Genomic DNA, 19,511 nt, shown 5'->3' on the forward strand with positions numbered 1-19,511 from the left:
TGGCCGAGGTTGTGAGCAAACCCCAACAATTAAATATGGACCTCATTTTTTTACGGTAAAGCAGACGCTCCACACAAATGATGTTGACCACAGGCCCATAAAAACTGTAAACAGTCAATCTAAAGCAAACCAGACAAAATTGTCAAGAACTAATCAAGCTGTTCCCTTTAACGGCCATGCCGGGCTGCCGAAATAAGCGATAATGCAAATGGTAACCTGCGTCCCCCACACCCCACCGATCCGGCCCGGGATTGTCAGGGTTCCACCTTGCTCCTTACACCAAATTGAGTTATACTTGATAATCAAGTTGTTTTTATTATTCGGGCTTGGTCACAAGATGGGCCATTCTTCTCAATTGGCGGGCCAACGGGGTCAGGCTTGTGTTATTGTGTTTTTGACAAGCATCTAAGAATAAAGATAATTTTAAACAAAAACGTCAATAACGCACGCCTGACCTTGACGTGGACTTAGGGATCGAATCCATAGTGCATCCGGAAAGGTTTCCACTGATGTCCCAAAAGTCTGAAAATTACTTGGATAGTAAGGATTAACCAATGATTGTATCCAGGGTGAAAAAATGAAAGTCATTGTTGCAGCTGGCGGCACCCTGCGGGAGCCCGGCATCTTTACATCTATGGTCTCCCAAGCAGACCGGGTGGTGTGCGCCGATGGCGGGGCCGGGCATCTGGCTGCCATGGGCATTGTCCCCCATGTAGTCATGGGGGATCTGGATTCCATCAAGCCATCCCATCAAAGGGATCTTGAAGCTGCCGGTGTTTTGTTTATCCGGCACCCCGTGGACAAGGATTACACGGACACCGAGCTTGCCGCAAAATGGGCCGTGGACAACGGGGCAACCCACATCACCTTTCTTGGCACCACCGGCACCCGCATGGATCACACCCTGGCCAATATTTTCCTCATGGAGAAAATTTCCGCCATGGGGGTGGCCTGCTCCATGGTGGATGATCACAATGAGATGCACCTGGTTCGGGATCAGATCACCCTTGAAAACCGTCCCAACACCTTTGTATCCATCCTTCCCGTGTCCCGGAAGGTTTGTGGCATCACCCTCACCGGCCTTGCCTTTCCCCTCTTAAACGCCACCCTCTTCCGGGGGGATTCCACAGGTATCAGCAACCGGTTTACCGCATCAACGGCAAGCATCACCCTTACCTCCGGCCTGCTTCTGGTCACCCAATCCAAGGACTAAAGACTTCGTCAGTCATACGTTCTCACCATGGTTTCTTTTGATTTTAGATAACCCATTGAAATCATTAAGCCTGGACTTTGAGAATCCATTGGACATGGTATAATGATTTCAAGATGTTATGAGAACTTATGACTCTGGAGTAAAGACCAAAGAAAGGAATATCAGACCTGCCTAGACGGTCTGGTGTGGATGCTTTGGTGCTGATTTTTCTTATAACCGTCATTTCTGCCTGCCAACACAACAAATAATGATGGAAAGGGTAATATGCCGCCGCCCCCGACGGGCAATGGGCCCGGACCGGAACTGTAGACAGCTCAATTGTCCGGTTCCTATTGCCCGTCAGGGAGCGGCTCTGCTGAGGTAAATTTAAAGGTTACCTTTTCATATAAAAAGAAACGCCAATAAGCCAAGCCTGACCCCAAACGCTTGACCCCAAACGCTATTTATCAAAAGCGTGGATATCTGCCTGGTACTTCTCATACGGGGCTTCAAAGAGCACGGGCAGGCGCTGGTAAAAGGCAGCAAGCAAGGGCAGCATGATCTGGCGGATCTGGGGATGAGAGGCCTTGGAGCAGCGCAGGTTAAAGATATGACGCCACTCTCTGATGTTGGCCGTGGTGACAATATCTGTTTTAAGGCTGTTGGGCAGCACGCTGCGGGCCTCCTGGGGCCGGGCACCCATGTCCAGGAGCGACAGATATGCCTTTTCGGCAGCTTCCATGGAACGTTTCCACACCTCAAATTCAGGGCTGCCTTCCCCCCAGAAAAAGGGGCGGATCACGGTTATTTCCCGGCCGAATTTTTCCTTTCCATAATTGGCGTACCGGGTGCTCTCCTGGGAGAAGGAACAGAGGCGGTGACGCACCAGCTCATGGGTGATGCCCCGATCGCACACAATGCGCACGGAAATGGAAATATGCTCAATGACGCTTTCATGGCCGGTTTTCATCAAGCGTCGCAGCAGCTCCGGTGCTGTGCCCTGGGCAATCTTGTCTTCGGACTTATAACAGGTCCGGGCCGCCAGCTCCAGAAGGCGGTACACCTCCTCTTCTTCGGCCATGTGCAGTATTTCAAAATAGGGTTCGATTATTTTCATTGTTTTTTCCCCTGTCGGTGGTTCCCAGATAACTGCCATGTCCTGCCAGACACAACGAAGATAGGGTCGTAGACGCGGAGCCAAATGGTATTATGCCGCCCCCCCCGACGGGCAATGGGCCCGGACCGGAACTGTAGACAGCTCAATTGTCCGGTTCCTATTGCCCATCGGGGGAACGGCTCTGCTTAGGTAAACTTGAAGGCTACCTTTTCATATAAACCGCCATGGTCTGATGGACACAACGACGTATGACGATGGCGTAATACCGGCCCCGGCTCGATGGCTGTTTTTAATAATTCTGATCCGCAAAATCCACCCAGCCCCCGGCCTTGACCAGGGAAAGATCAAAATCACTGACGGTGAAGGGAATCTGCCGGGAAAGGTCGTCTGCACTGAGGGTAAAAACCCCCTTGTCAATGTCGGTCTCCAGGGTGGTCACCTTACCGGAAAAATCTGAAAAAATGCCATCAATGACATCTTTATCCAGCTCAATGGCCATCATGCCGCAGTTGAACATGTTCTGACGGAAAATCCGTGCAAACCCCGATGCAATGACAAGGTTGATATCGTTGACCTCAAAGGCCCAGGGAGCATGCTCTCTGGAGGAACCGCAGCCGAAGTTGTCCCGGGTGATAACCACAGCCTTGCCATCTATGTCCCGGGCGGGATCAAAGCCGTCCAGCACCAGATCTTCCAGAAGATTGGGTTTTAAAGCGATTTTAGTGCTTTCCGTCAGGTATCGGGCCGGTATGATCTCATCGGTATTAATGTCCGAGCGGTCCAGAAAGAGGACGGTGCCGTTGAAATTTTTCATCACTTATCTCCTTCTGACTGAAAAAGCGGGGAGTTGGAAATGGTGCCACTGAGGGCACAGGCCGCTGCCGTGGCCGGACTCATGAGATGCACCATGCCGCCCTTCCCCATGCGGCCGTTGAAATTTCGGTTGGTGGTGGCGGCACAGGCCTCGCCATCCGCCAGTACACCGTTGCTCATGCCAAGGCATGCGCCACAGGTGGGATTGGTAACACAGAACCCGGCATCCATGAATTTTTTTATAAGTCCTGCCGAAAGGGCCCGGCTGTAGATGTCCGGAGTGGCCGGGCTGACAATGGCCCGAACCAGGGGGTTAATCTGCTTACCGTCAATGATACCGGCGGCAATCTCCAAATCTTCAAACCGGCCGTTGGTGCAGGAGCCGATGTACACCTGATCAATGGGGGTGCCTGCCATCTCCGCCACGGGTTTCACCTGGTCGGGCTTAAAACCAAAGGTCACCTGGGGTACAAGATCGGAGACAGAAAAATCAATAACCTCGCTGTAAACGGCATCGGCATCCGGGGCAAAGGCCTGGAATGCGGTGAGTGCCGCCGCTTTTGTTTCATACTCGTCCTTGATAAAAGGCCAGAGATAATCCACGGTGACGGCATCCGGGGCGCAGATACCACTGGTGGCACCGGCCTCCACAGCCATGTTGCAAAGGGTCATGCGCTGATCCATGGTCATGGCCGCCACCACATTGCCGGAAAATTCCAGCACCCGGTTGGTGGCACCATTAACACCGATTTTCCCGATGAGGCCCAGGATCACATCCTTGGCAAACACGCCGCAGGGAAGTGTTCCGGTGATGTTCACCTTCATGGAAAGGGGTTTTTTAAAGGCGCAAACACCCTTTAAGATACCCACTTCCAGATCAGTGGTGCCCACACCGGCGGCAAAGGCCCCGAAGGCCCCATGTGTGCAGGTGTGTGAATCCCCCATGATAATGGTGTATCCGGGCCGGACAAATCCCTTTTCCGGAAAAATCGCATGGCACACCCCATTGCGGCCGATGTCAAAAAAATCGGTGATATCATGCCGTCGGGCCCAGTCCCGGAGAATCTTGCCCTGCAGGGCAGTTTTGGAATCCTTGGCCGGAGTGACATGGTCAATGACGGCCTTGATTTTTGTGGCATCAAACACCCGGTCTTTTCCCCGGGCCATTAGATCGGTGATGGCAATGGGGGTTGTAATCTCGTGACAGAAAACCGCATCCAGGCGAATCACCTGGATGTCCCCGGAGGGATTGTCCACCAGATGTCCCTCAAAAATTTTCTCAGCTATTGTTTTACCCATGGATTTTTCCTTCCAAACGATGTGCGTATCATGGGACCCAAGGCCGCGAATCCGGAAACTTTCCGAATCCGACAAAATCAGGTGCCCCTGGCAACAGAACCTGTACAGTTTATGTTACATGAAAACTTTTTGAATATCATTTTTGCCTGGAGCTGGCAAGGGCAATAAAAAAAAGGCGAAACCCCACAATGGGGGGAGTCGCCTTCTTTTATTATACGCGTATCAGGTCTCAGACCTGATGAGTGTTATGATGAACAGCAGGAACCGGTTGAACCGCAGCTGCCGCAATCTGATCCGCCAAGGTCAAGTTTGGATTCCAGGCTGAAACCCATACCTGTGAAATCAATCTTGATCATTTTGGCCTGCTGCATGAAAGTCTTGTCCACAACCAGTTTGTAACCCTTCACTTCGTACACATCATCGCTGTCTTTTGGCTCATCCAGAGCCATTGCAAGTGAGGGGCCGCCTCAGCCACCGGAATTTAGAAAGATCCTGATGGGAGAAGGCTCCCTGCCACTGAAATATTCTTCCAACTGCGTTTTTGCAGCATCGGTCATGTCAATCATTATAAATGCTCCTTGTTTTTTTGGGTGTTAGCTCAGCTCCCTATTCGCCGAATTGGTTTTAACTTAACCACATGGGAAAGGATTGTCAAGAAGCACCCGCAATTCTAATCTAGAGACAAGGGGAACGATGGGCTCACTATCCGCTCCTGACAACGGTTACACCAACCGCCCGGGGAAGCAGGTATTGACTTACCCCATAAGTTTTGGTAAATCCTGCACACGATATCAATATCTTTTACAATATCACGATATCACCCCCTTTAACAATATAAGGACAAAAAAATGGAAAGAACATTATCATTGATCAAGCCGGATGGTGTTGCAAAAAACATCATTGGTGAAGTAATCAAACGCTTTGAAACCGCCGGAATTAAAATTGTGGCCATGAAAAAAATGCAGCTGACAAAAAAACAGGCAGAAGGGTTTTATGCCGTACACAAGGAACGCCCCTTTTTTAACAGCCTAATTGAATTCATGACCTCCGGTCCCATTGTGGCCATGGTGCTTGAAGGCGAGGATGTTATTGCCAGAAACCGCAAACTCATGGGAGCCACCAATTTCAAAGATGCCGAGGAAGGCACCATACGAAGGGATTTTGCCACAGACATTGAAAAAAATGTGGTCCACGGGTCTGATGCCCCGGAAACAGCAGCCTTTGAGATCGGCCATTTTTTCAACAACATGGAAATTGTGGGTTAAGCAAGCTTGGGAATGGGGCAGGCTGCGTTACTGGCGCTTTTGTTTAAATCTCATCTTTAAAACACAGATAGTTGACAAAACCATAGAGCCTGAAACAAACTCAGCCTCTAATACCACATAGCCTGACCCCGTCGGCCCGCCAATGATGACGACTGGCCCTAAGTATGACCAAGCCCTAAATACAAAAAGGGCGTTAAAACCGGATAACCGGCATTAACGCCCTTTGTCATGCAAAAACTATCTCACTCGTGTATGGATCAGTGACCCGCAACGATCTTTGCAAATTCTGCAGCCTGGGGATGTGCATAGATAAGGATCAGTGCAACAACCAGTGCATAAATACACAGAGACTCGATCATGGCAAGACCGATGAGCAGGGTTACAGTTACTTTACCTGAAGACTCAGGGTTTCTGGCAATACCCTGAACAGCACCGTTAACGCCCATGCCCTGACCAATACCACAACCGAAAGCTGCGATTCCAATAGCAACACCAGCTGCCCATACACATGCGGTAAAAAAATCCATTTGTTTTCTCCTTCTAGCTGATTAAAATAAATTAATGTTTCTGCGGCTTCTTCCAGGTCCCCGCATTTTACCCAAACGTTGTGCCAGAACAACCTGCCACAACAAAAATCGCTTATATCAAAACAAAGGTCTTGTTTCTTTTTTCATTTATATAAAAAGGTAGCCTTCAAGTCTACCTCAGCAGAGCCCCTCCCCCGATGGGCAATAGGAACCGGACAATCGAACTGTCTACAGTTCCGGTCCGGGCCCATTGCCCGTCGGGGGAGGGGCGGCATATTACCATTTTCATGCTTCGTTGTGTCCGCCAGGACATGCCCATTATAATAAAGTCCAGACAAACAAGGCAAAATTTTCAATCTTAGTTGTGGGTGGAAGCTTGTACCACCCAGGACGGTCTGCCCGTGGCAGCTATATCAATGCGCGTGTTCCATGGCACCGGTGAAGTACATGACGGCCAGGAGAAAAAACACAAAGGCCTGTACCAGGGCCACAAAGATACCCAGAGCCATGATGGGCAGCGGAGCAAAGAACGCACCTGCCAGTGCAAAGAGGATACCCAGAACCAGCTCATGTCCCATCATGTTTCCAAAAAGACGGAAGGAGAGGGAAAGAATTCTGGCCACATGACCGATGAGTTCAATGGGCAGAATGATGGGAATCATCCACCACACCGGGCCGATAAAATGTTTGTAGTAGTTGGCACCATGGTATTTAATACCGATGACATGGGTCCAGATAACAGTGATAAGCGCCAGGGCTGCGGTGGTATTGAGACTGGCAGTGGGGGGAAAAAATCCGGGAACAAGACCGATGAGGTTACCCAGAAAGACAAAAATAAAAATGGTTGCCGCCAGGGGAAAAAGCCATCTACCCTCTTCGCCGCAGATACCAACCATGAACTCCTCGAGTCCTGAAATCAATACTTCAAAGACATTCTGCACCGGTGCCGGCACCAGCTGGGGATTTTTCCCCGCAAGCCATCCAAAACCAATAAGAATACCCATGACAACCCACATATAAATCACATGTACACTGGTATGAGCAAAATGGCCCAGACCAATCAACTCGAACAGCTTTACAAAAAATAGATATGGATGTTCCACCTTAGACCGCCTCCTTAAAAATAAGTCTTGTTAATTCCAGCGTGGTTGCTGCCATTATGCTGACAACCACAACCGAGAGGCCCAGAATCAGACCCAACGGATCAACAATATTTCCTTTTATAAGCGCGAATATCACAATTCCGCTTATTGCAAATCGAATATAATACTTGATAAGCACAACCCCCATCACCGATCGAGCCGATGATCCTCTGGATGGATCCAGGGCCTTGTACAGGGTGTGCCTTAAGAAATGAAAATTCAAGGTTACCAGAAGTGCACCGGTTAAAATACCCATGGCAAACAGATAGGGGGTATTAATAAACCCCAGAAGGCTTCCCACCACGAAAAGAAACCAGTTGGTGGTGGTCACAAATTTAATCATGCGCTGATGAATATTCATATACCTACAACTTTCGGCTCCTCTTTGCCGCCATGGCCAGATTCCGAAACCCGGCGGCGATGCCAAGCCCCAGGCCCACCAGGGTTAGAACCGGTTTTGTATCAAATTTACCATCCAGCCAGATTCCGACAAACAGTCCGAGAAATATGGAAATGGCCACGGAAAGCCCGAGACTGCTGTAATAGGCCAGTTCCCGAATGGTCTTTGATGTCTCTTTTTTCATGGTACCTTCTTTTTGGATCCTATCACGGCACCCATCGGGTACCAATGGACAAGATCACTTTGTTAAGTGGAATTAGCACATGATTCATACCAAGTCAATGTCAAAAAAAATTATACCAGGGTTACTTTGCCGCAGGTATGATCCCCCATGACCTCCCCCACCAGGGCGGCACCAATACCGTTGTCCTTCAGCGCAGAAAGGCATTCATCCACCTGGTTTTTTTTAAGACTGATGAGAAGTCCCCCCGATGTCTGGGGATCAAACATCAGATCCACCAATATTTTATCCATGGTTTCCGGAATTTCCATGCCCGACTCACTGTATTTGCGATTGCGATAAGCCCCGCCGGGGACCATGCCCATGGCAGCCCAGTTTTTCGCATTTGCGATGATGGGTACGTCCCGGGTGAAAAGAGAAATATGCCTGCGCCCTCCCCGGGCCATTTCCAGCAGATGTCCTGCCAGGCCGAACCCGGTGACATCGGTGCAGCCCCCCACATCAAACCGGGCCATGATTTCTGCGGCCCCGCGATTCAAGGTGGCCATAATTTTTACCATTTCCCGGGTGGTGGCCGCATCGGCAAGCTTTGCCTTCACCGCCGTGGCCACAATGCCGGTACCCACGGGCTTGGTTAAAAGTATTCTGTCACCTGTACGGATACCGTGGTTGGTGAGCACCCGGTCCGGATGAACCACACCGGTGACGGACAGCCCATATTTAAACTCGGGATCATCCACGCTGTGCCCCCCCACCAGGGTGGCCCCGGACTCGTGAATCTTGTCAAGCCCTCCCTGGAGGGTCTCCTGGAGCACCGATTCCGGCAGATCCTCACTGGGAAAACAGACAATGTTCATGGCCGGTAGAGGTGTCCCCCCCATGGCATAGACATCACTTAAGGAGTTGGCTGCGGCAATCTGACCAAAGGCATAGGGATCATCGGTGACCGGGGTGAGAAAATCCAGGGTCTGGATCAGGGCAATGTCTGGTGTTATCCGAAACACGCCTGCATCATCACTGGTACCAAGCCCCACAATAAGATCTGGGTGCGTTTTAGCTTTAAGTCCTCCCACAATTCGATCCAGTGCCCCTGGATCAATTTTGGCCGCTCAACCGGCCGCCTTTACCTTTTCGGTGAGCCTTATGATTTCGCTTTCTGTCATATTTTCATTCCTTTAATGGGGTAATAGGCCTGCAGCCACGGCAAATCGGCCCGTGGGTCGTTCATGGCGGTGGGAAAAAAACCGATCCGCATGACACCGGGTGCAGATATCCGCCGTTTCTATGTGATGGGGCGCTATGCCCTTTTCCTGGAGCTGATCCCGGCTGATACGCCAGAAATCAAAATGATGCCGCCCCTGGCGGTAGAGCAGAAAAGACCGGGGAAGTTCGGTTTCATAATGGATAAATTCCGCACAACAGGGGCCCAGGGACGGTCCGATACCGGCCCGGATATCTTTGGGATCACAGCCAAACTGGTCTGTCATCACCGTCACCCCCCGGCCGATGATATTACCCGCGCTGCCCCGCCAGCCCGAATGCACATTGGCCACCACTTGCTTTACCGGGTCATACATCACCACGGCCTGGCAGTCTGCCACCTGTATCACCACAAGCAGTCCGGAAATGTTGGTAACAGCACCGTCCGCCATCAGATGAACGCCGGGATCCGGGGGCTCTTTCACCACCGCCACCTCGGTGCCGTGGACCTGATGGAGATAAAGGCTTGTTTCAAAACCCAGATGCCGGGCAATACGCCTGCGGTTTTCCCGGACATGATCCGGCGCATCCCCTGCGGAAAGTCCCACATTAAGCGCATCATAGGGCGGGGCGCTGACCCCATTTCTGCGGGTAAATATACCATGTACAAAACCCGGGTGCCCCCCAAGGGATTTCAATTGAATCATGTCCATAAAAAAACTTCCTTTTTACTCAATGTTCAAATTTTTGCCAGCCGAATATGCCAAAACGAGGTCAGGTCACAATAATGGGACGTTGGCGTATCCTCAGCAGAGCCCCCCAACGGGCACCCGATCCGGCCCATTCGGACCCAAAGGCGATCCGCCCATTTGCCCTGCCGGTTACAAAAACCGATGAACAATCCGCTCAATTATAATGGTTGTGGAGATTTCCGGTTCCAGGGCAATGCGCACCACCCGGCCCCCGTCCTGCTTTACCGTATCCCCGCCGATGATATCGCTTTCAGCCCAGTCGGCCCCTTTGACCAGCACATGGGGACGCAGTTCCCGGATCAGATCACCGGGATCAGGTTCGTCAAAGATCACCACATGGTCCACACAGGCCAGGGCCGCCACCACAAGGCTTCTGTGCTCCTGGGAAATCACCGGCCGTGACGGCCCCTTGATACGACTCACCGAGGCGTCGGAATTAAGGCCCAGCACCAGCACATCCCCCTGGTCGGCAGCTTCCTGCAGGTAAGACACATGACCGGCATGGAGGATATCAAAGCAGCCGTTGGTAAATACAATGGTGCGGCCCTGGCTCCGAAGGGATTCCCCCAGACTGGCCACGGCCTGTCTTTCAATCAGTTTTGTGTTTTTCATGTACATCCGTTCTTTTTATTAGAAAATAAAACTTTGGGGCAACCTCTGCAGAGCCCCCAACGGGCGGCCGGTCCGGCACGATCGGAACGAAAGGCGATCAGCCCTTTTGCCCTGCCGGGCGTTAAGAAGCGCAGGCTGTTTGAGGACAAACCTGCCCGCAGTTCCTGCGCTTTAGACCGGCAGGGCAAATGGGCCGCCGATGGTCCGGGGCCGGATCGAGCGGCCGTTGGGGGGGGCGGCATCATGCCATCTTCCTTGCAACAGGATCTCCTGCATACTCACGCCCGGGCAAGCACCAGCACATCCACGGATGCGGCCCCGGCCCGGCGCAATGCCCCGGCCGCTTCCATGCAGGTGGACCCGGTGGTGTACACATCATCCACCAGCAAGACCAACTTGCCTTTTACCCGATGCGGGGCAGTGACAACAAAGGCGTTTTCCAGATTTTTTCTACGCTCCCGGCTGTTAAACCCGGTCTGGGAAGCAGTGTTTCTCCATCGCTTGAGCAAGGGGTAATCCACCTTCCAGCAGGGCTTTTTTCCATGGCAGAGACGCCATTTTTTTTCAAAGTGCTGCACCAGTAAAAATGCCTGGTTAAATCCGCGACTTACCATGCGGGACCTGTGCAGGGGAATGGGCACAATCAGGTCAATGTTCTGATTTGAAAAATAACGGCAGAAGGTCAGAAACAACAGCTGGCCCAGGGGCCGGGACAGGGCGATCCTGCCATTGTACTTTAACAGATGAATGGCATCAAGAAGCCCCTTACCATAGCCAGCCACGGCCCGGACCCGGCCAATGACGGCAGGGCTCCCGGCACAGGTCCGGCACAATTGCCCACAAGGCGTTCCAGGGGCAAGCGCGTCGGCGCATCGACGGCACCGGGGAGACGTCAGGGGCACAAGGCCCCCGGCCATGCACTCTGCACAGAAAAAAGGAGATAAAAGCAGATAAAATTGCTCGTCGATGAACACATCGTCGACCAGGTCTCCGGGTTTCATCCCCATTTCCATGGACACGGATCTCCCGGCACCACGGAAAGAATCTGAAGGAATAAGCACCCGGCACCCCATGCACCTTCGGGGGAACAATTGATCCACCCCGGTGTTCCACAAGTAGCCAAGGGTATCCCGGACAGCATGAACCAGGGGGGCAAACGCAATCATCTATTTATTGGGGTTTCCGGGCATCATTGCGTTGTCTGAGCACCTCATACATGGCAATCCCCCCGGCCACCGAGGCATTCAACGAGGTTACCCCCCGGGCCATGGGCAGAGAAAGGATAAAGTCGCACTCTTTTTTCACCAGGGGCCGGATGCCCTTGTGCTCCCCCCCCACCACCAGGGCAATATCTCCGGTGAGATCCGCCTGGAACACCGACTGCTCACCGTCGGCATCCAGACCTGCCACCCAGAAGCCTCGTTTTTTCAGGGAGCGGATCAGGCTGGTGGTGTTGGTAACACTCCAGATGGAGGCATGCTCCATGGCCCCGGCCGATGCCCGGGACACCGCAGGGGTGGGAGACGCTGCCCGATCCCGGGGCAAAACAATGTGATCCACCCCGGCGCAAAGGGCCGTGCGGATCAAGGCTCCGAGATTGTGGGGATCTTCCATGGATTCCAGGATGACAATAAAAGAACCGTCGGTGACCTTGTCCATTTCCGATAGGGCGGTTTCCGCCCGGATCAGGGGCAATGGCCCCACCACAGCCACAATTCCCTGGTGTCTCACATCCGGACACAGGATATCCAGGGCTTCGGAAGAAAGGATTTCCACGGGGATGTCCAAATCTGCGGCCTGCTCCACAATGCTGCGAAGCCGATCCCGGGGAGATGAGTCCGTAAGATGAACGCGATGAAACTTTCGCTTTCCGGCCTTCAGGGCCTCCCGGACGCAGTGCACCCCGGCCAGGACCTCCTGATCCGCATCCAGTCCATGTCCCTGAACCGGGGCCTGTTTTTTAAAAAAGGGCTTCCGGCCTGTGCCAGGGAGAGTATCCCCATGATTTTTCCGGGCAGTGCCGGGTCTTCTGCCGGCAGATTTCTTTTTCCGGTTTTCCATATCATTGGGGGATGTCACGCAGCACCTGCCCTGCAAATAATATCGGCCATTTCCCGGGCAGCTGTGTCCACATCGTCATTGACAATGACATGGTCAAAAAGAGGTATGTCTGCCATTTCCACAAGGGCATTTTCAAGGCGATGGGCAATCACGGCATCGGTGTCCGTACCCCGGTTTCTAAGACGGGCCTCCAGCACATCAACCGATGGGGCCTTGATAAAAATGCTGATGGCCCCGGGATATGCCTTTCGAATCTGCCGGGCACCCTGGACATCAATGTCCAGAAGAAGTGGATTTCCCTGTTCCAGCTGCCGGGCGATAAAGGCCCGGGAGGTACCATAATAATTGCCGTGTACCTGGGCCCACTCGGCCCAGGCATCCTGCTCAATGCGTTCTTTAAAGACGTGTGGCGTGATAAAAAAATAATCCACCCCGTCCCTTTCATTGCCCCGGGGCGCCCGGGTGGTGTGGGAAATGGAATAGGAAAGCTTGGGAAACATTTCAAGCATCCGGGTACAAAGGGTGGTTTTACCGGCCCCGGAGGGTGCGGACACCACAAAAAGCCCTGCCCGGTGGGTCCGGATTTGGGACATGCTTTTCTCCCCCTGGGCTTCCGTCTTGCATGCACAGGTCATTCGTTCTTCTCCTTTGTCTCTTTACCCACCAGGAGAAACCGCTGGGACAGGGTTTCTGCCTGGATGGCAGACAGGATCACATGGTTGCTGTCCGTCACCACCATGGCCCGGGTTTTTCTGCCGTGGGTGGCATCAATGAGACGTCTTTCATCCTTTGCCTCATCTTTAAGTCGTTTCATGGGAGATGAATTGGGTGCCAGTATGGTGACCACACGTTGGGCCACTACCGTGCTGCCAAACCCCAGATTTAACAGTTCTTTGTCCATTTTTTCACCTGCCTATTCGATGTTTTGTACCTGTTCCCTGATTTTTTCAAGCTCGGACTTTAATTCCACAATGGTGTGGGACAGAGCTGCCTTCCCGGACTTGGAACCCATGGTGTTAAACTCCCGGTTAAACTCCTGGATGAGAAAATTGAGCTTTCGTCCCCCGGGCTCATGGGCATCTGCAATGTCCCGGAACTGCTGAATGTGGCTCCTTGCCCGGACAATCTCTTCACAGATATCACTCTTATCTGCCAGAAGGGCCGCTTCCTGGGCCAGACGTACCGGATCAAAGCCTTCTACGCCCCGGGTGAGGGTTTCCATGCGGTCAAGGAGGCGCTGCCTGTAAAGCTCAGGAAGGACCGCGGCATCGGCTTCTATGCCGTCCATGCGGCTTTCTATATCATCCATGCGGGCCAGCAAATCCCGGGCCAGGTTTCTTCCTTCCACGGTGCGCATCTCATCAAGACCTGCTAGTGCCATGTCAACGGCATGGGTGACCACCGCCTCCACCTGATCGGCGTTGGTTTCCTTTTCTGCGGCCAGGATCATATCCCGGCCCTCCAGCAGTTGATCAAGGGTAATGGGATCTTTCAGCTGAAATTGTTCCCGCAGGGTGCAAAGGGCCTTATAATACCCCTGGGCCCGGGGTAGATCCACCTGAAACAGCGGGGTGTCTTGGGCCTGTTCTTCCAGATTTATCCGGATTTCCACCCGTCCCCTGGCCACGTATTGGGCCACCTGTTTTTTTATCCCCTCCTCCAGGCGACTGAAGGCCCGGGGCAGATAAAGGGCCACATCCAGATGTCGGGAATTGTAGGTTCTTATTTCCACATGGCAGGTGATGGGTGCCACGGTGTGGGTGGCCTCAGCAAAGGCGGTCATGCTTTTAATCATTTTATGTTAACAACTCCATTAAATTTATTTCGGGCCTGGTCACAAACTCGGCCAGCCGGGATTTATGAACAGGGCCTTTATTTCAGGTCGGCCACGTAACCCCGGCGCACAGACAAAAGAAAATTTGTCATCTCGGCGGAGGCATAATCGGGATAGGTCCATGCCAGGGTATGGAATGCCCCTTTTTTAAACATCAGGGTCACCTCGGCATAAATACCCCGGCCAATATAAATACGATGGGAAAAATCCTTGCCCGTGGCCAGCACAAACCGGGACAGCAGGAGATATCCGGGATCAATGTTTAAGTTCCGTCGCTCCCCCACAGACCAGGTCTTTTCCATGGCATTGGTGGTTTCCTTAATGCGGGCCAGATCATCCTGGGCAATGAGCTGCTTAAACGAGAGCATACGCCGGAACAACGGGCTTCCCATCTCCCCCTGGTAATAGTCGGTGTAATCAAAATCAAACCAGTCGCTGACCTGTTCCACCGGACCAAAGGCCGTTTCCAGCACCGGCAACAGTTCATCAAACAGCGTTTTATCATTCATGAACACGCTGATGACAAGTTTTGCCGCATCGGGTTTTTTCGGGGTACTCACTTATCAAGCGCCTTTGCTTCTTCCACCAGCATGATGGGAATATCATCCCGGATCTCATATTCCAGCCGGCATTTATCACAGATCAAACCGTTCTTTTCCTCGTTCAGGTAAATATTCCCCTTGCACTGGGGACAGGCCAGTATATTGAGCAATTCTTCCGAAACCGCCATTGTTTTCTCCTTTTATAAAAAAATTATCCCAGGACTTCTCCCGGGTTCTGCATGGTGCGAAGGGTGTAATATTTCCCCTCCAGGGCCATGAGCTCTTCATGGGTGCCCTGCTCCCGTATCCGCCCCTTTTCCAGCACCACAATGCGGTGGGCATGATCCACCGTGGACAGGCGATGGGCAATGACAAAAGTGGTACGACCCTTGATGAGATTGGCCAGGGCCTGCTGAACCACCTGTTCTGCCTGGGAATCCAGAGCAGAGGTGGCTTCATCCAGGATAAGAATGGGCGCATCCTTGATCAAGGCCCGGGCAATGCAAAGGCGCTGTTTTTCTCCACCGGACAACCGACTGCCAAGCTCTCCGATAAGGGTATCATAGCCCTTGGGAAACCCCATGATAAAGTCATGGGCAAAGGCTTTTTTTGCCGCCGTCTCAACATCCTTATCCGTTGCCGATGCACGACCATATCGAATATTGGCGGCAACTGTGTCATTAAAAAGCACCGGTTCCTGGGTGACAATGGAAATTTTCTCCCGCAGGGATTTAATGCCTAGGCTTTTTACATCCCGCCCGTTGAGGTAAAGTGCCCCCGACGTGACATCATAAAACCTGGGGATAAGATTCACCAGGGAGGTTTTCCCTCCGCCGCTCATGCCCACCAGTGCCAGTACCTCCCCGGGCTTCACCGTCAGATCAATGTCTGTCAGCACCGCTTCTTCATCAATGTCATAGGTAAACCCCACCCCGTCAAAGATCACCTCCACGGCGGACCCCTGGAGGGCAAGGGAAGAAGACACCTCTCTTATCTCCGAAGGACGATCAATGATTTCAAAAATCCGGGCCACCGCGGCCATGCCCTCCTGGACGGTGTTGTTAAGGGCCGCAAGTTTCTTCACCGGGGCATAAAGCATCATCACCGCCGTCAGAAAAGAAAAAAATGTGCCTGTGGTGGATGCCCCGGAAATCACCCGGGAACCACCAAACCAGATGATAAAGGCAATGCCGATTCCCCCCAGAAACTCCATGACAGGGGAGGACAACGACTTGGCAATCACCGACTTCATCTCCAGCTTGAACAGGAGTTCGGACTTATCATGGAAGCGGTTTTTCTCGTAATCTTCCCGGGTAAAGGTTTTGACAATCTTACTGCCTGCAAAGGTTTCATGGAGAAAGACATTGAGATCAGCCATGGCTTCCTGACACCCGGTGCTGAAACGACGCACCCTTCGACCAAAAATCACCACCGGATAAAATGCCGCAGGCAGCACGATAAAGGCCCCCATGGCAAGCTTCCAGTCCATGTAAAAAATTACGGCCACAAGCCCGATCACCGTAAAAAGATCCCGCAGAAGTCCGGCAACGGCCGTAGACACCATGCCCTTGACAATGTTCACATCATTGGTGATGCGCGACATGAGGGTACCTGTCTTTTCCTGGTGAAAAAAAGCCATGGGCAGGTCCATGATACGGTCATAAAGCATATTTCGAAGGTTCTTTATAATCTGCTGACCCACATGGTTCATCCAGTATTGCTGCCCATAGGTGGCGGATCCCTTTAAGAAAAAAATCAAAATGGCGGCACCGGGCAGCAAAAGAAGCCGGGAACTGTCCCGATTAACAAAGATATCGTCCAGCATGGGTTTGACCAGATAGGCCGAAGCAGATGTGGCACCGGCCACAATCAGCATGCAGAACATGGCAAGCAACAGCTTTTGCCAATGTTGGGCAATAAGCCCAAAGAGCACCCGTTCCCGGGGACGTGTTGTATTTTTATTTAAGGTTTTCATAAGCCTTTCATTATGGAATGGAATAAGAACTGTTGTCAATATTAAAAAAATATGAGACAAGGGGTGGCATGGGACATCGGGGGAAATTACATCAGGGCCTTGGACTCTATGGTCTGGCGTGGAAATTGGCATTGCCATGGCTGAAAAAAAACACACGATTGCGGCGGGGCTTTCACCAGCGCACAAACGTTGAGCACCTGGACAAGGCAGACCTCTGGATACAGGCGGCATCGGCGGGGGAAGCCTATCTGGCCGTGGCTCTTATCTGTGCCATCACCTTCCACCGCCCCCTCACCATCCTTATCACCACCACCACCATCCAGGGCATGGATATCCTGGAAAAAGGCCTGAGGTCCCCGGACATGGATCCCCAGGTCTGTGTCAAAATTTCCTTTTTTCCCTTTGACGCCCCGGTCCTCATGGAACAGGCGGTGGCAAAGGTGTGTCCCTCTGTCATGGTGCTCCTGGAAACCGAATTATGGCCGGGCCTTCTTGCCTGTCTGAAACACCGCCGGATTCCCGTTATCATGGTAAATGCCAGGCTTTCAGAAAAAAGTGTTTCCCGGTACCGGCATTTTCCCCGGCTGTGTCGAACCCTGGCCCCGGACATCATCCTGCCCATTTCCGGTGAAGATGCCAGACGGTTCCGGCAAATTTTTCCGGCATCCACCATCCATACCATGCACAACATTAAATTTGACACGCTAATCCCCAGAAACATGACCCACAAGCCATGGAACACTCCCCTGCCACGACATCCATTCCCCCCCAACACCCCTGTTACCCTGCTTGCTTCCATCCGCATGGAAGAAGAATCCCATGTGGCCGATATTCTTGTGCGTATTCTCCAGCACCATCCCCATCAGGTGGTGGGCCTGTTCCCCCGGCATATGCATCGGATCCCCTTTTGGCAGGCGTGCCTTTCCCAAATGAAAATTCCCTGGCAGCTTCGTTCCACCATCACTGCCCCGGTATTGCCCGGCTCCATCATTTTGTGGGATACCTTTGGTGAACTCAAGGCCGCCTGTGGCCATGCCACTGCTGCCTTTGTGGGGGGAAGCCTCAAACCTCTGGGGGGTCAAAATTTCATGGAACCGGTGATGTGCGGTGTATCCACGGTGACCGGGCCTTACCTTGATAATTTCAACTGGGTGGGACAGGGACTGTTCACCGCAGGTGTGGTGACCCGGGCTTCGGACACCGACACCGTGGTCCACCACCTGTGTCGTCTTCTTGACAGCCCCCCCCAGCGACAGCAGACCGCAAGCGTCGGTCTTGGTTATATCCGCCGGTACCAGGGTGGAACAGACCTGGCCGTGAACACCATCATAAAAACCCTTAAATCCAGTGAAAAACCATGAACAGAATTGATTCAACACCCCGGAAAAAAATCATCCGAAAACGGGCCGGCGAACATAAACGCTACGCCACAGGCTTTCTCTACCAGCAGAACGCCCGGTATTTTGCCCAGGTTTCAGAAGGGCTCATCGAGCTTGCCGCAACTGAACTTTCCCGGCTTGGTGCCACCGGCATTGAGACCGACCAGCGGGGCATCCATTTTACAGCGGAAAAACCCGTGTTTTACCACATCAATTACGCCACCCGCCTGGCATCCCGGATACTGGCCCCCCTGGTCAACTTTGCCTGCGATAATGACGACACCTTGTACCGCCAGGCCAAGCGCATCCGCTGGGAACAACTCATGTCCAGAAAACAGACCTTTGCCATCTCGGCCAATGTGTCGGACAGCGCCATGGATCATTCCCAATTTGCGGCCCTTCGTCTGAAGGATGCCGTTGCGGATTATTTCCGGGAACGGTGCGGTAAACGGCCCAACGTGGATGCCCGGAACCCGGATCTTCTCATCAATCTTCACATCCGCCATGACCAGGCCACCATCAGCGTGGATGCCTCGGGGGGATCTCTTCATAAACGCGGTTACCGGGAAGAAAGCGTGGCGGCCCCCATGCAGGAAACCGTGGCTGCGGCCATCATATGCATGTCCGGCTGGGACGGCACCCAGCCCCTGTACGATCCCATGTGCGGATCCGGTACCCTTTTATGTGAGGCCCTGATGTCACAGGCACATATTCCCGCCGGTATTTTCAGGGAACGATTCGGGTTTGAGCAGCTGCCCGATTTCAACCCGGACCTTTGGAGTCAGGTGAAAAAAACCGCCGATGATGCCATCGTGGATATTGACCCGGGGCTGATCCGTGGCAGTGATATTTCAGAAGTGTCCGTGGATGCGGCCCGCACCAACTTGATGGGCATGCACCACGGCAACCGCGTATTGGTGGAGCAGATGGATTTCAACAACCTCCCCCCCATTGAAAACAGTCTCATTGTGGCCAATCCACCCTATGGCATCCGTCTGGGAAAGGATCAGGACCTGGAGCTGTTCCACCGGCAGCTGGGGGATTTTTTAAAGCAGCGCTGCAAGGGCTCCACTGCCTATATTTATTTTGGTGATCCCGATTATATCCAGTTCATGGGATTAAAGGCCTCGTTTCGTAAACCCATCCGGGCCGGGGGACTTGATGGCCGACTGGTTCGGTATGAGCTTTATTAATGGCCTGGTGACACAATGGAGCAGAAA

Annotated in this window: 23 protein-coding genes; 4 read left to right on the forward strand and 19 right to left on the reverse strand. The window is 52.6% G+C overall.

Going from position 1 to position 19,511, the window contains the following annotated elements:
* Positions 1 to 577: 577 nt before the first annotated feature.
* Complete coding sequence (locus ACYQ2M_RS01160) at positions 578 to 1,213, forward strand: thiamine diphosphokinase (protein WP_459914472.1); 636 nt, start codon at positions 578 to 580, stop codon at positions 1,211 to 1,213.
* A 439-nt stretch (positions 1,214 to 1,652) separates the two neighbouring features.
* Here the strand turns inward: ACYQ2M_RS01160 and thyX are convergent, their stop codons facing one another.
* The 4 genes from thyX to ACYQ2M_RS25615 form a co-directional block, all read right to left on the reverse strand.
* Entirely contained in the window at positions 1,653 to 2,309 is a 657-nt protein-coding gene (gene thyX / locus ACYQ2M_RS01165; protein WP_459914473.1) for an FAD-dependent thymidylate synthase, read from the reverse strand.
* A gap of 289 nt (positions 2,310 to 2,598) precedes the next feature.
* Positions 2,599 to 3,123: a 3-isopropylmalate dehydratase small subunit gene (locus ACYQ2M_RS01170; RefSeq protein WP_459914474.1), complete on the reverse strand. Its 525-nt coding sequence runs from the start codon at positions 3,121 to 3,123 to the stop codon at positions 2,599 to 2,601.
* The gene (locus ACYQ2M_RS01175) at positions 3,123 to 4,421 is read right to left on the reverse strand and encodes a 3-isopropylmalate dehydratase large subunit (protein ID WP_459914475.1); all 1,299 of its coding nucleotides are present in this window, start codon (positions 4,419 to 4,421) and stop codon (positions 3,123 to 3,125) included. Before ACYQ2M_RS01175 ends, ACYQ2M_RS01170 begins: the two co-directional genes overlap by 1 nt.
* 245 nt (positions 4,422 to 4,666) lie before the next feature.
* Positions 4,667 to 4,870, reverse strand: a complete 204-nt coding sequence (locus ACYQ2M_RS25615; RefSeq protein ID WP_487247200.1) for a hypothetical protein — start codon at positions 4,868 to 4,870, stop codon at positions 4,667 to 4,669.
* A 399-nt stretch (positions 4,871 to 5,269) separates the two neighbouring features.
* Here ACYQ2M_RS25615 and ndk point away from each other — a divergent pair, with 399 nt between their 5' ends.
* Complete coding sequence (ndk, locus tag ACYQ2M_RS01185) at positions 5,270 to 5,686, forward strand: nucleoside-diphosphate kinase (RefSeq protein WP_459914477.1); 417 nt, start codon at positions 5,270 to 5,272, stop codon at positions 5,684 to 5,686.
* Between the two features lie 257 nt (positions 5,687 to 5,943).
* Here ndk and atpE read toward each other — a convergent pair whose 3' ends face one another.
* The 15 genes from atpE to ACYQ2M_RS01260 form a co-directional block, all read right to left on the reverse strand.
* Entirely contained in the window at positions 5,944 to 6,213 is a 270-nt protein-coding gene (gene atpE, locus ACYQ2M_RS01190; RefSeq protein ID WP_084066811.1) for an ATP synthase F0 subunit C, read from the reverse strand.
* A 413-nt stretch (positions 6,214 to 6,626) separates the two neighbouring features.
* A complete protein-coding gene (gene atpB, locus ACYQ2M_RS01195; RefSeq protein ID WP_459914478.1) occupies positions 6,627 to 7,316 on the reverse strand; it encodes a F0F1 ATP synthase subunit A in 690 nt (229 codons plus the stop codon).
* Between the two features lies 1 nt (position 7,317).
* The gene (locus ACYQ2M_RS01200; RefSeq protein ID WP_459914479.1) at positions 7,318 to 7,698 is read right to left on the reverse strand and encodes an ATP synthase subunit I; all 381 of its coding nucleotides are present in this window, start codon (positions 7,696 to 7,698) and stop codon (positions 7,318 to 7,320) included.
* A gap of 22 nt (positions 7,699 to 7,720) precedes the next feature.
* Complete coding sequence (locus ACYQ2M_RS01205; RefSeq protein WP_459914480.1) at positions 7,721 to 7,939, reverse strand: AtpZ/AtpI family protein; 219 nt, start codon at positions 7,937 to 7,939, stop codon at positions 7,721 to 7,723.
* A gap of 110 nt (positions 7,940 to 8,049) precedes the next feature.
* The gene (selD, locus tag ACYQ2M_RS01210; RefSeq protein WP_459914481.1) at positions 8,050 to 9,099 is read right to left on the reverse strand and encodes a selenide, water dikinase SelD; all 1,050 of its coding nucleotides are present in this window, start codon (positions 9,097 to 9,099) and stop codon (positions 8,050 to 8,052) included.
* A 12-nt stretch (positions 9,100 to 9,111) separates the two neighbouring features.
* A complete protein-coding gene (pgeF, locus tag ACYQ2M_RS01215; protein WP_459914482.1) occupies positions 9,112 to 9,849 on the reverse strand; it encodes a peptidoglycan editing factor PgeF in 738 nt (245 codons plus the stop codon).
* A 168-nt stretch (positions 9,850 to 10,017) separates the two neighbouring features.
* On the reverse strand, positions 10,018 to 10,500 hold the full coding sequence (gene rfaE2 / locus ACYQ2M_RS01220; RefSeq protein ID WP_459914483.1) for a D-glycero-beta-D-manno-heptose 1-phosphate adenylyltransferase: 483 nt from the start codon (positions 10,498 to 10,500) through the stop codon (positions 10,018 to 10,020).
* Positions 10,501 to 10,778: 278 nt separating this feature from the next.
* Positions 10,779 to 11,666: a ComF family protein gene (locus ACYQ2M_RS01225; protein ID WP_459914484.1), complete on the reverse strand. Its 888-nt coding sequence runs from the start codon at positions 11,664 to 11,666 to the stop codon at positions 10,779 to 10,781.
* Between the two features lie 4 nt (positions 11,667 to 11,670).
* The gene (gene rlmB / locus ACYQ2M_RS01230; RefSeq protein ID WP_459914485.1) at positions 11,671 to 12,579 is read right to left on the reverse strand and encodes a 23S rRNA (guanosine(2251)-2'-O)-methyltransferase RlmB; all 909 of its coding nucleotides are present in this window, start codon (positions 12,577 to 12,579) and stop codon (positions 11,671 to 11,673) included.
* On the reverse strand, positions 12,576 to 13,196 hold the full coding sequence (gene gmk, locus ACYQ2M_RS01235; protein WP_459914486.1) for a guanylate kinase: 621 nt from the start codon (positions 13,194 to 13,196) through the stop codon (positions 12,576 to 12,578). The genes rlmB and gmk overlap by 4 nt, the downstream gene beginning before the upstream one ends.
* A complete protein-coding gene (locus ACYQ2M_RS01240; RefSeq protein ID WP_459914487.1) occupies positions 13,193 to 13,462 on the reverse strand; it encodes a DUF370 domain-containing protein in 270 nt (89 codons plus the stop codon). Before ACYQ2M_RS01240 ends, gmk begins: the two co-directional genes overlap by 4 nt.
* Before the next feature lie 12 nt (positions 13,463 to 13,474).
* Positions 13,475 to 14,356, reverse strand: a complete 882-nt coding sequence (locus ACYQ2M_RS01245; protein ID WP_459914488.1) for a YicC/YloC family endoribonuclease — start codon at positions 14,354 to 14,356, stop codon at positions 13,475 to 13,477.
* A 77-nt stretch (positions 14,357 to 14,433) separates the two neighbouring features.
* The gene (locus ACYQ2M_RS01250) at positions 14,434 to 14,955 is read right to left on the reverse strand and encodes a DUF4416 family protein (protein WP_459914489.1); all 522 of its coding nucleotides are present in this window, start codon (positions 14,953 to 14,955) and stop codon (positions 14,434 to 14,436) included.
* Complete coding sequence (locus tag ACYQ2M_RS01255; RefSeq protein WP_459914490.1) at positions 14,952 to 15,125, reverse strand: Trm112 family protein; 174 nt, start codon at positions 15,123 to 15,125, stop codon at positions 14,952 to 14,954. Before ACYQ2M_RS01255 ends, ACYQ2M_RS01250 begins: the two co-directional genes overlap by 4 nt.
* Before the next feature lie 23 nt (positions 15,126 to 15,148).
* On the reverse strand, positions 15,149 to 16,912 hold the full coding sequence (locus ACYQ2M_RS01260; protein WP_459914491.1) for an ABC transporter ATP-binding protein: 1,764 nt from the start codon (positions 16,910 to 16,912) through the stop codon (positions 15,149 to 15,151).
* Positions 16,913 to 16,944: 32 nt separating this feature from the next.
* On the opposite strand from ACYQ2M_RS01260, the gene ACYQ2M_RS01265 reads away from it, so the two are divergent.
* Entirely contained in the window at positions 16,945 to 18,273 is a 1,329-nt protein-coding gene (locus ACYQ2M_RS01265) for a 3-deoxy-D-manno-octulosonic acid transferase (protein WP_459914492.1), read from the forward strand.
* Positions 18,270 to 19,484: a THUMP domain-containing class I SAM-dependent RNA methyltransferase gene (locus ACYQ2M_RS01270; RefSeq protein ID WP_459914493.1), complete on the forward strand. Its 1,215-nt coding sequence runs from the start codon at positions 18,270 to 18,272 to the stop codon at positions 19,482 to 19,484. Before ACYQ2M_RS01265 ends, ACYQ2M_RS01270 begins: the two co-directional genes overlap by 4 nt.
* Positions 19,485 to 19,511: the final 27 nt, after the last annotated feature.

The organism is Desulfocicer niacini (assembly GCF_054657595.1).

What these genes read in the sequence shown, in the direction of transcription:
- ACYQ2M_RS01255 (WP_459914490.1), bottom strand. Translation starts at nt 15,125, where the DNA reads ATGGCGGTTTCGGAAGAATTGCTCAATATACTGGCCTGTCCCCAGTGC.
- ACYQ2M_RS01240 (WP_459914487.1), bottom strand. Translation starts at nt 13,462, where the DNA reads ATGGACAAAGAACTGTTAAATCTGGGGTTTGGCAGCACGGTAGTGGCC.
- gmk (WP_459914486.1), bottom strand. Translation starts at nt 13,196, where the DNA reads ATGACCTGTGCATGCAAGACGGAAGCCCAGGGGGAGAAAAGCATGTCC.
- pgeF (WP_459914482.1), bottom strand. Translation starts at nt 9,849, where the DNA reads ATGGACATGATTCAATTGAAATCCCTTGGGGGGCACCCGGGTTTTGTA.
- ACYQ2M_RS25615 (WP_487247200.1), bottom strand. Translation starts at nt 4,870, where the DNA reads ATGGCTCTGGATGAGCCAAAAGACAGCGATGATGTGTACGAAGTGAAG.
- thyX (WP_459914473.1), bottom strand. Translation starts at nt 2,309, where the DNA reads ATGAAAATAATCGAACCCTATTTTGAAATACTGCACATGGCCGAAGAA.
- rfaE2 (WP_459914483.1), bottom strand. Translation starts at nt 10,500, where the DNA reads ATGAAAAACACAAAACTGATTGAAAGACAGGCCGTGGCCAGTCTGGGG.
- ACYQ2M_RS01270 (WP_459914493.1), top strand. Translation starts at nt 18,270, where the DNA reads ATGAACAGAATTGATTCAACACCCCGGAAAAAAATCATCCGAAAACGG.
- ACYQ2M_RS01245 (WP_459914488.1), bottom strand. Translation starts at nt 14,356, where the DNA reads ATGATTAAAAGCATGACCGCCTTTGCTGAGGCCACCCACACCGTGGCA.
- ACYQ2M_RS01200 (WP_459914479.1), bottom strand. Translation starts at nt 7,698, where the DNA reads ATGATTAAATTTGTGACCACCACCAACTGGTTTCTTTTCGTGGTGGGA.
- ACYQ2M_RS01260 (WP_459914491.1), bottom strand. Translation starts at nt 16,912, where the DNA reads ATGAAAACCTTAAATAAAAATACAACACGTCCCCGGGAACGGGTGCTC.
- ndk (WP_459914477.1), top strand. Translation starts at nt 5,270, where the DNA reads ATGGAAAGAACATTATCATTGATCAAGCCGGATGGTGTTGCAAAAAAC.
- ACYQ2M_RS01170 (WP_459914474.1), bottom strand. Translation starts at nt 3,123, where the DNA reads ATGAAAAATTTCAACGGCACCGTCCTCTTTCTGGACCGCTCGGACATT.
- ACYQ2M_RS01205 (WP_459914480.1), bottom strand. Translation starts at nt 7,939, where the DNA reads ATGAAAAAAGAGACATCAAAGACCATTCGGGAACTGGCCTATTACAGC.
- atpE (WP_084066811.1), bottom strand. Translation starts at nt 6,213, where the DNA reads ATGGATTTTTTTACCGCATGTGTATGGGCAGCTGGTGTTGCTATTGGA.
- ACYQ2M_RS01160 (WP_459914472.1), top strand. Translation starts at nt 578, where the DNA reads ATGAAAGTCATTGTTGCAGCTGGCGGCACCCTGCGGGAGCCCGGCATC.
- ACYQ2M_RS01225 (WP_459914484.1), bottom strand. Translation starts at nt 11,666, where the DNA reads ATGATTGCGTTTGCCCCCCTGGTTCATGCTGTCCGGGATACCCTTGGC.
- ACYQ2M_RS01175 (WP_459914475.1), bottom strand. Translation starts at nt 4,421, where the DNA reads ATGGGTAAAACAATAGCTGAGAAAATTTTTGAGGGACATCTGGTGGAC.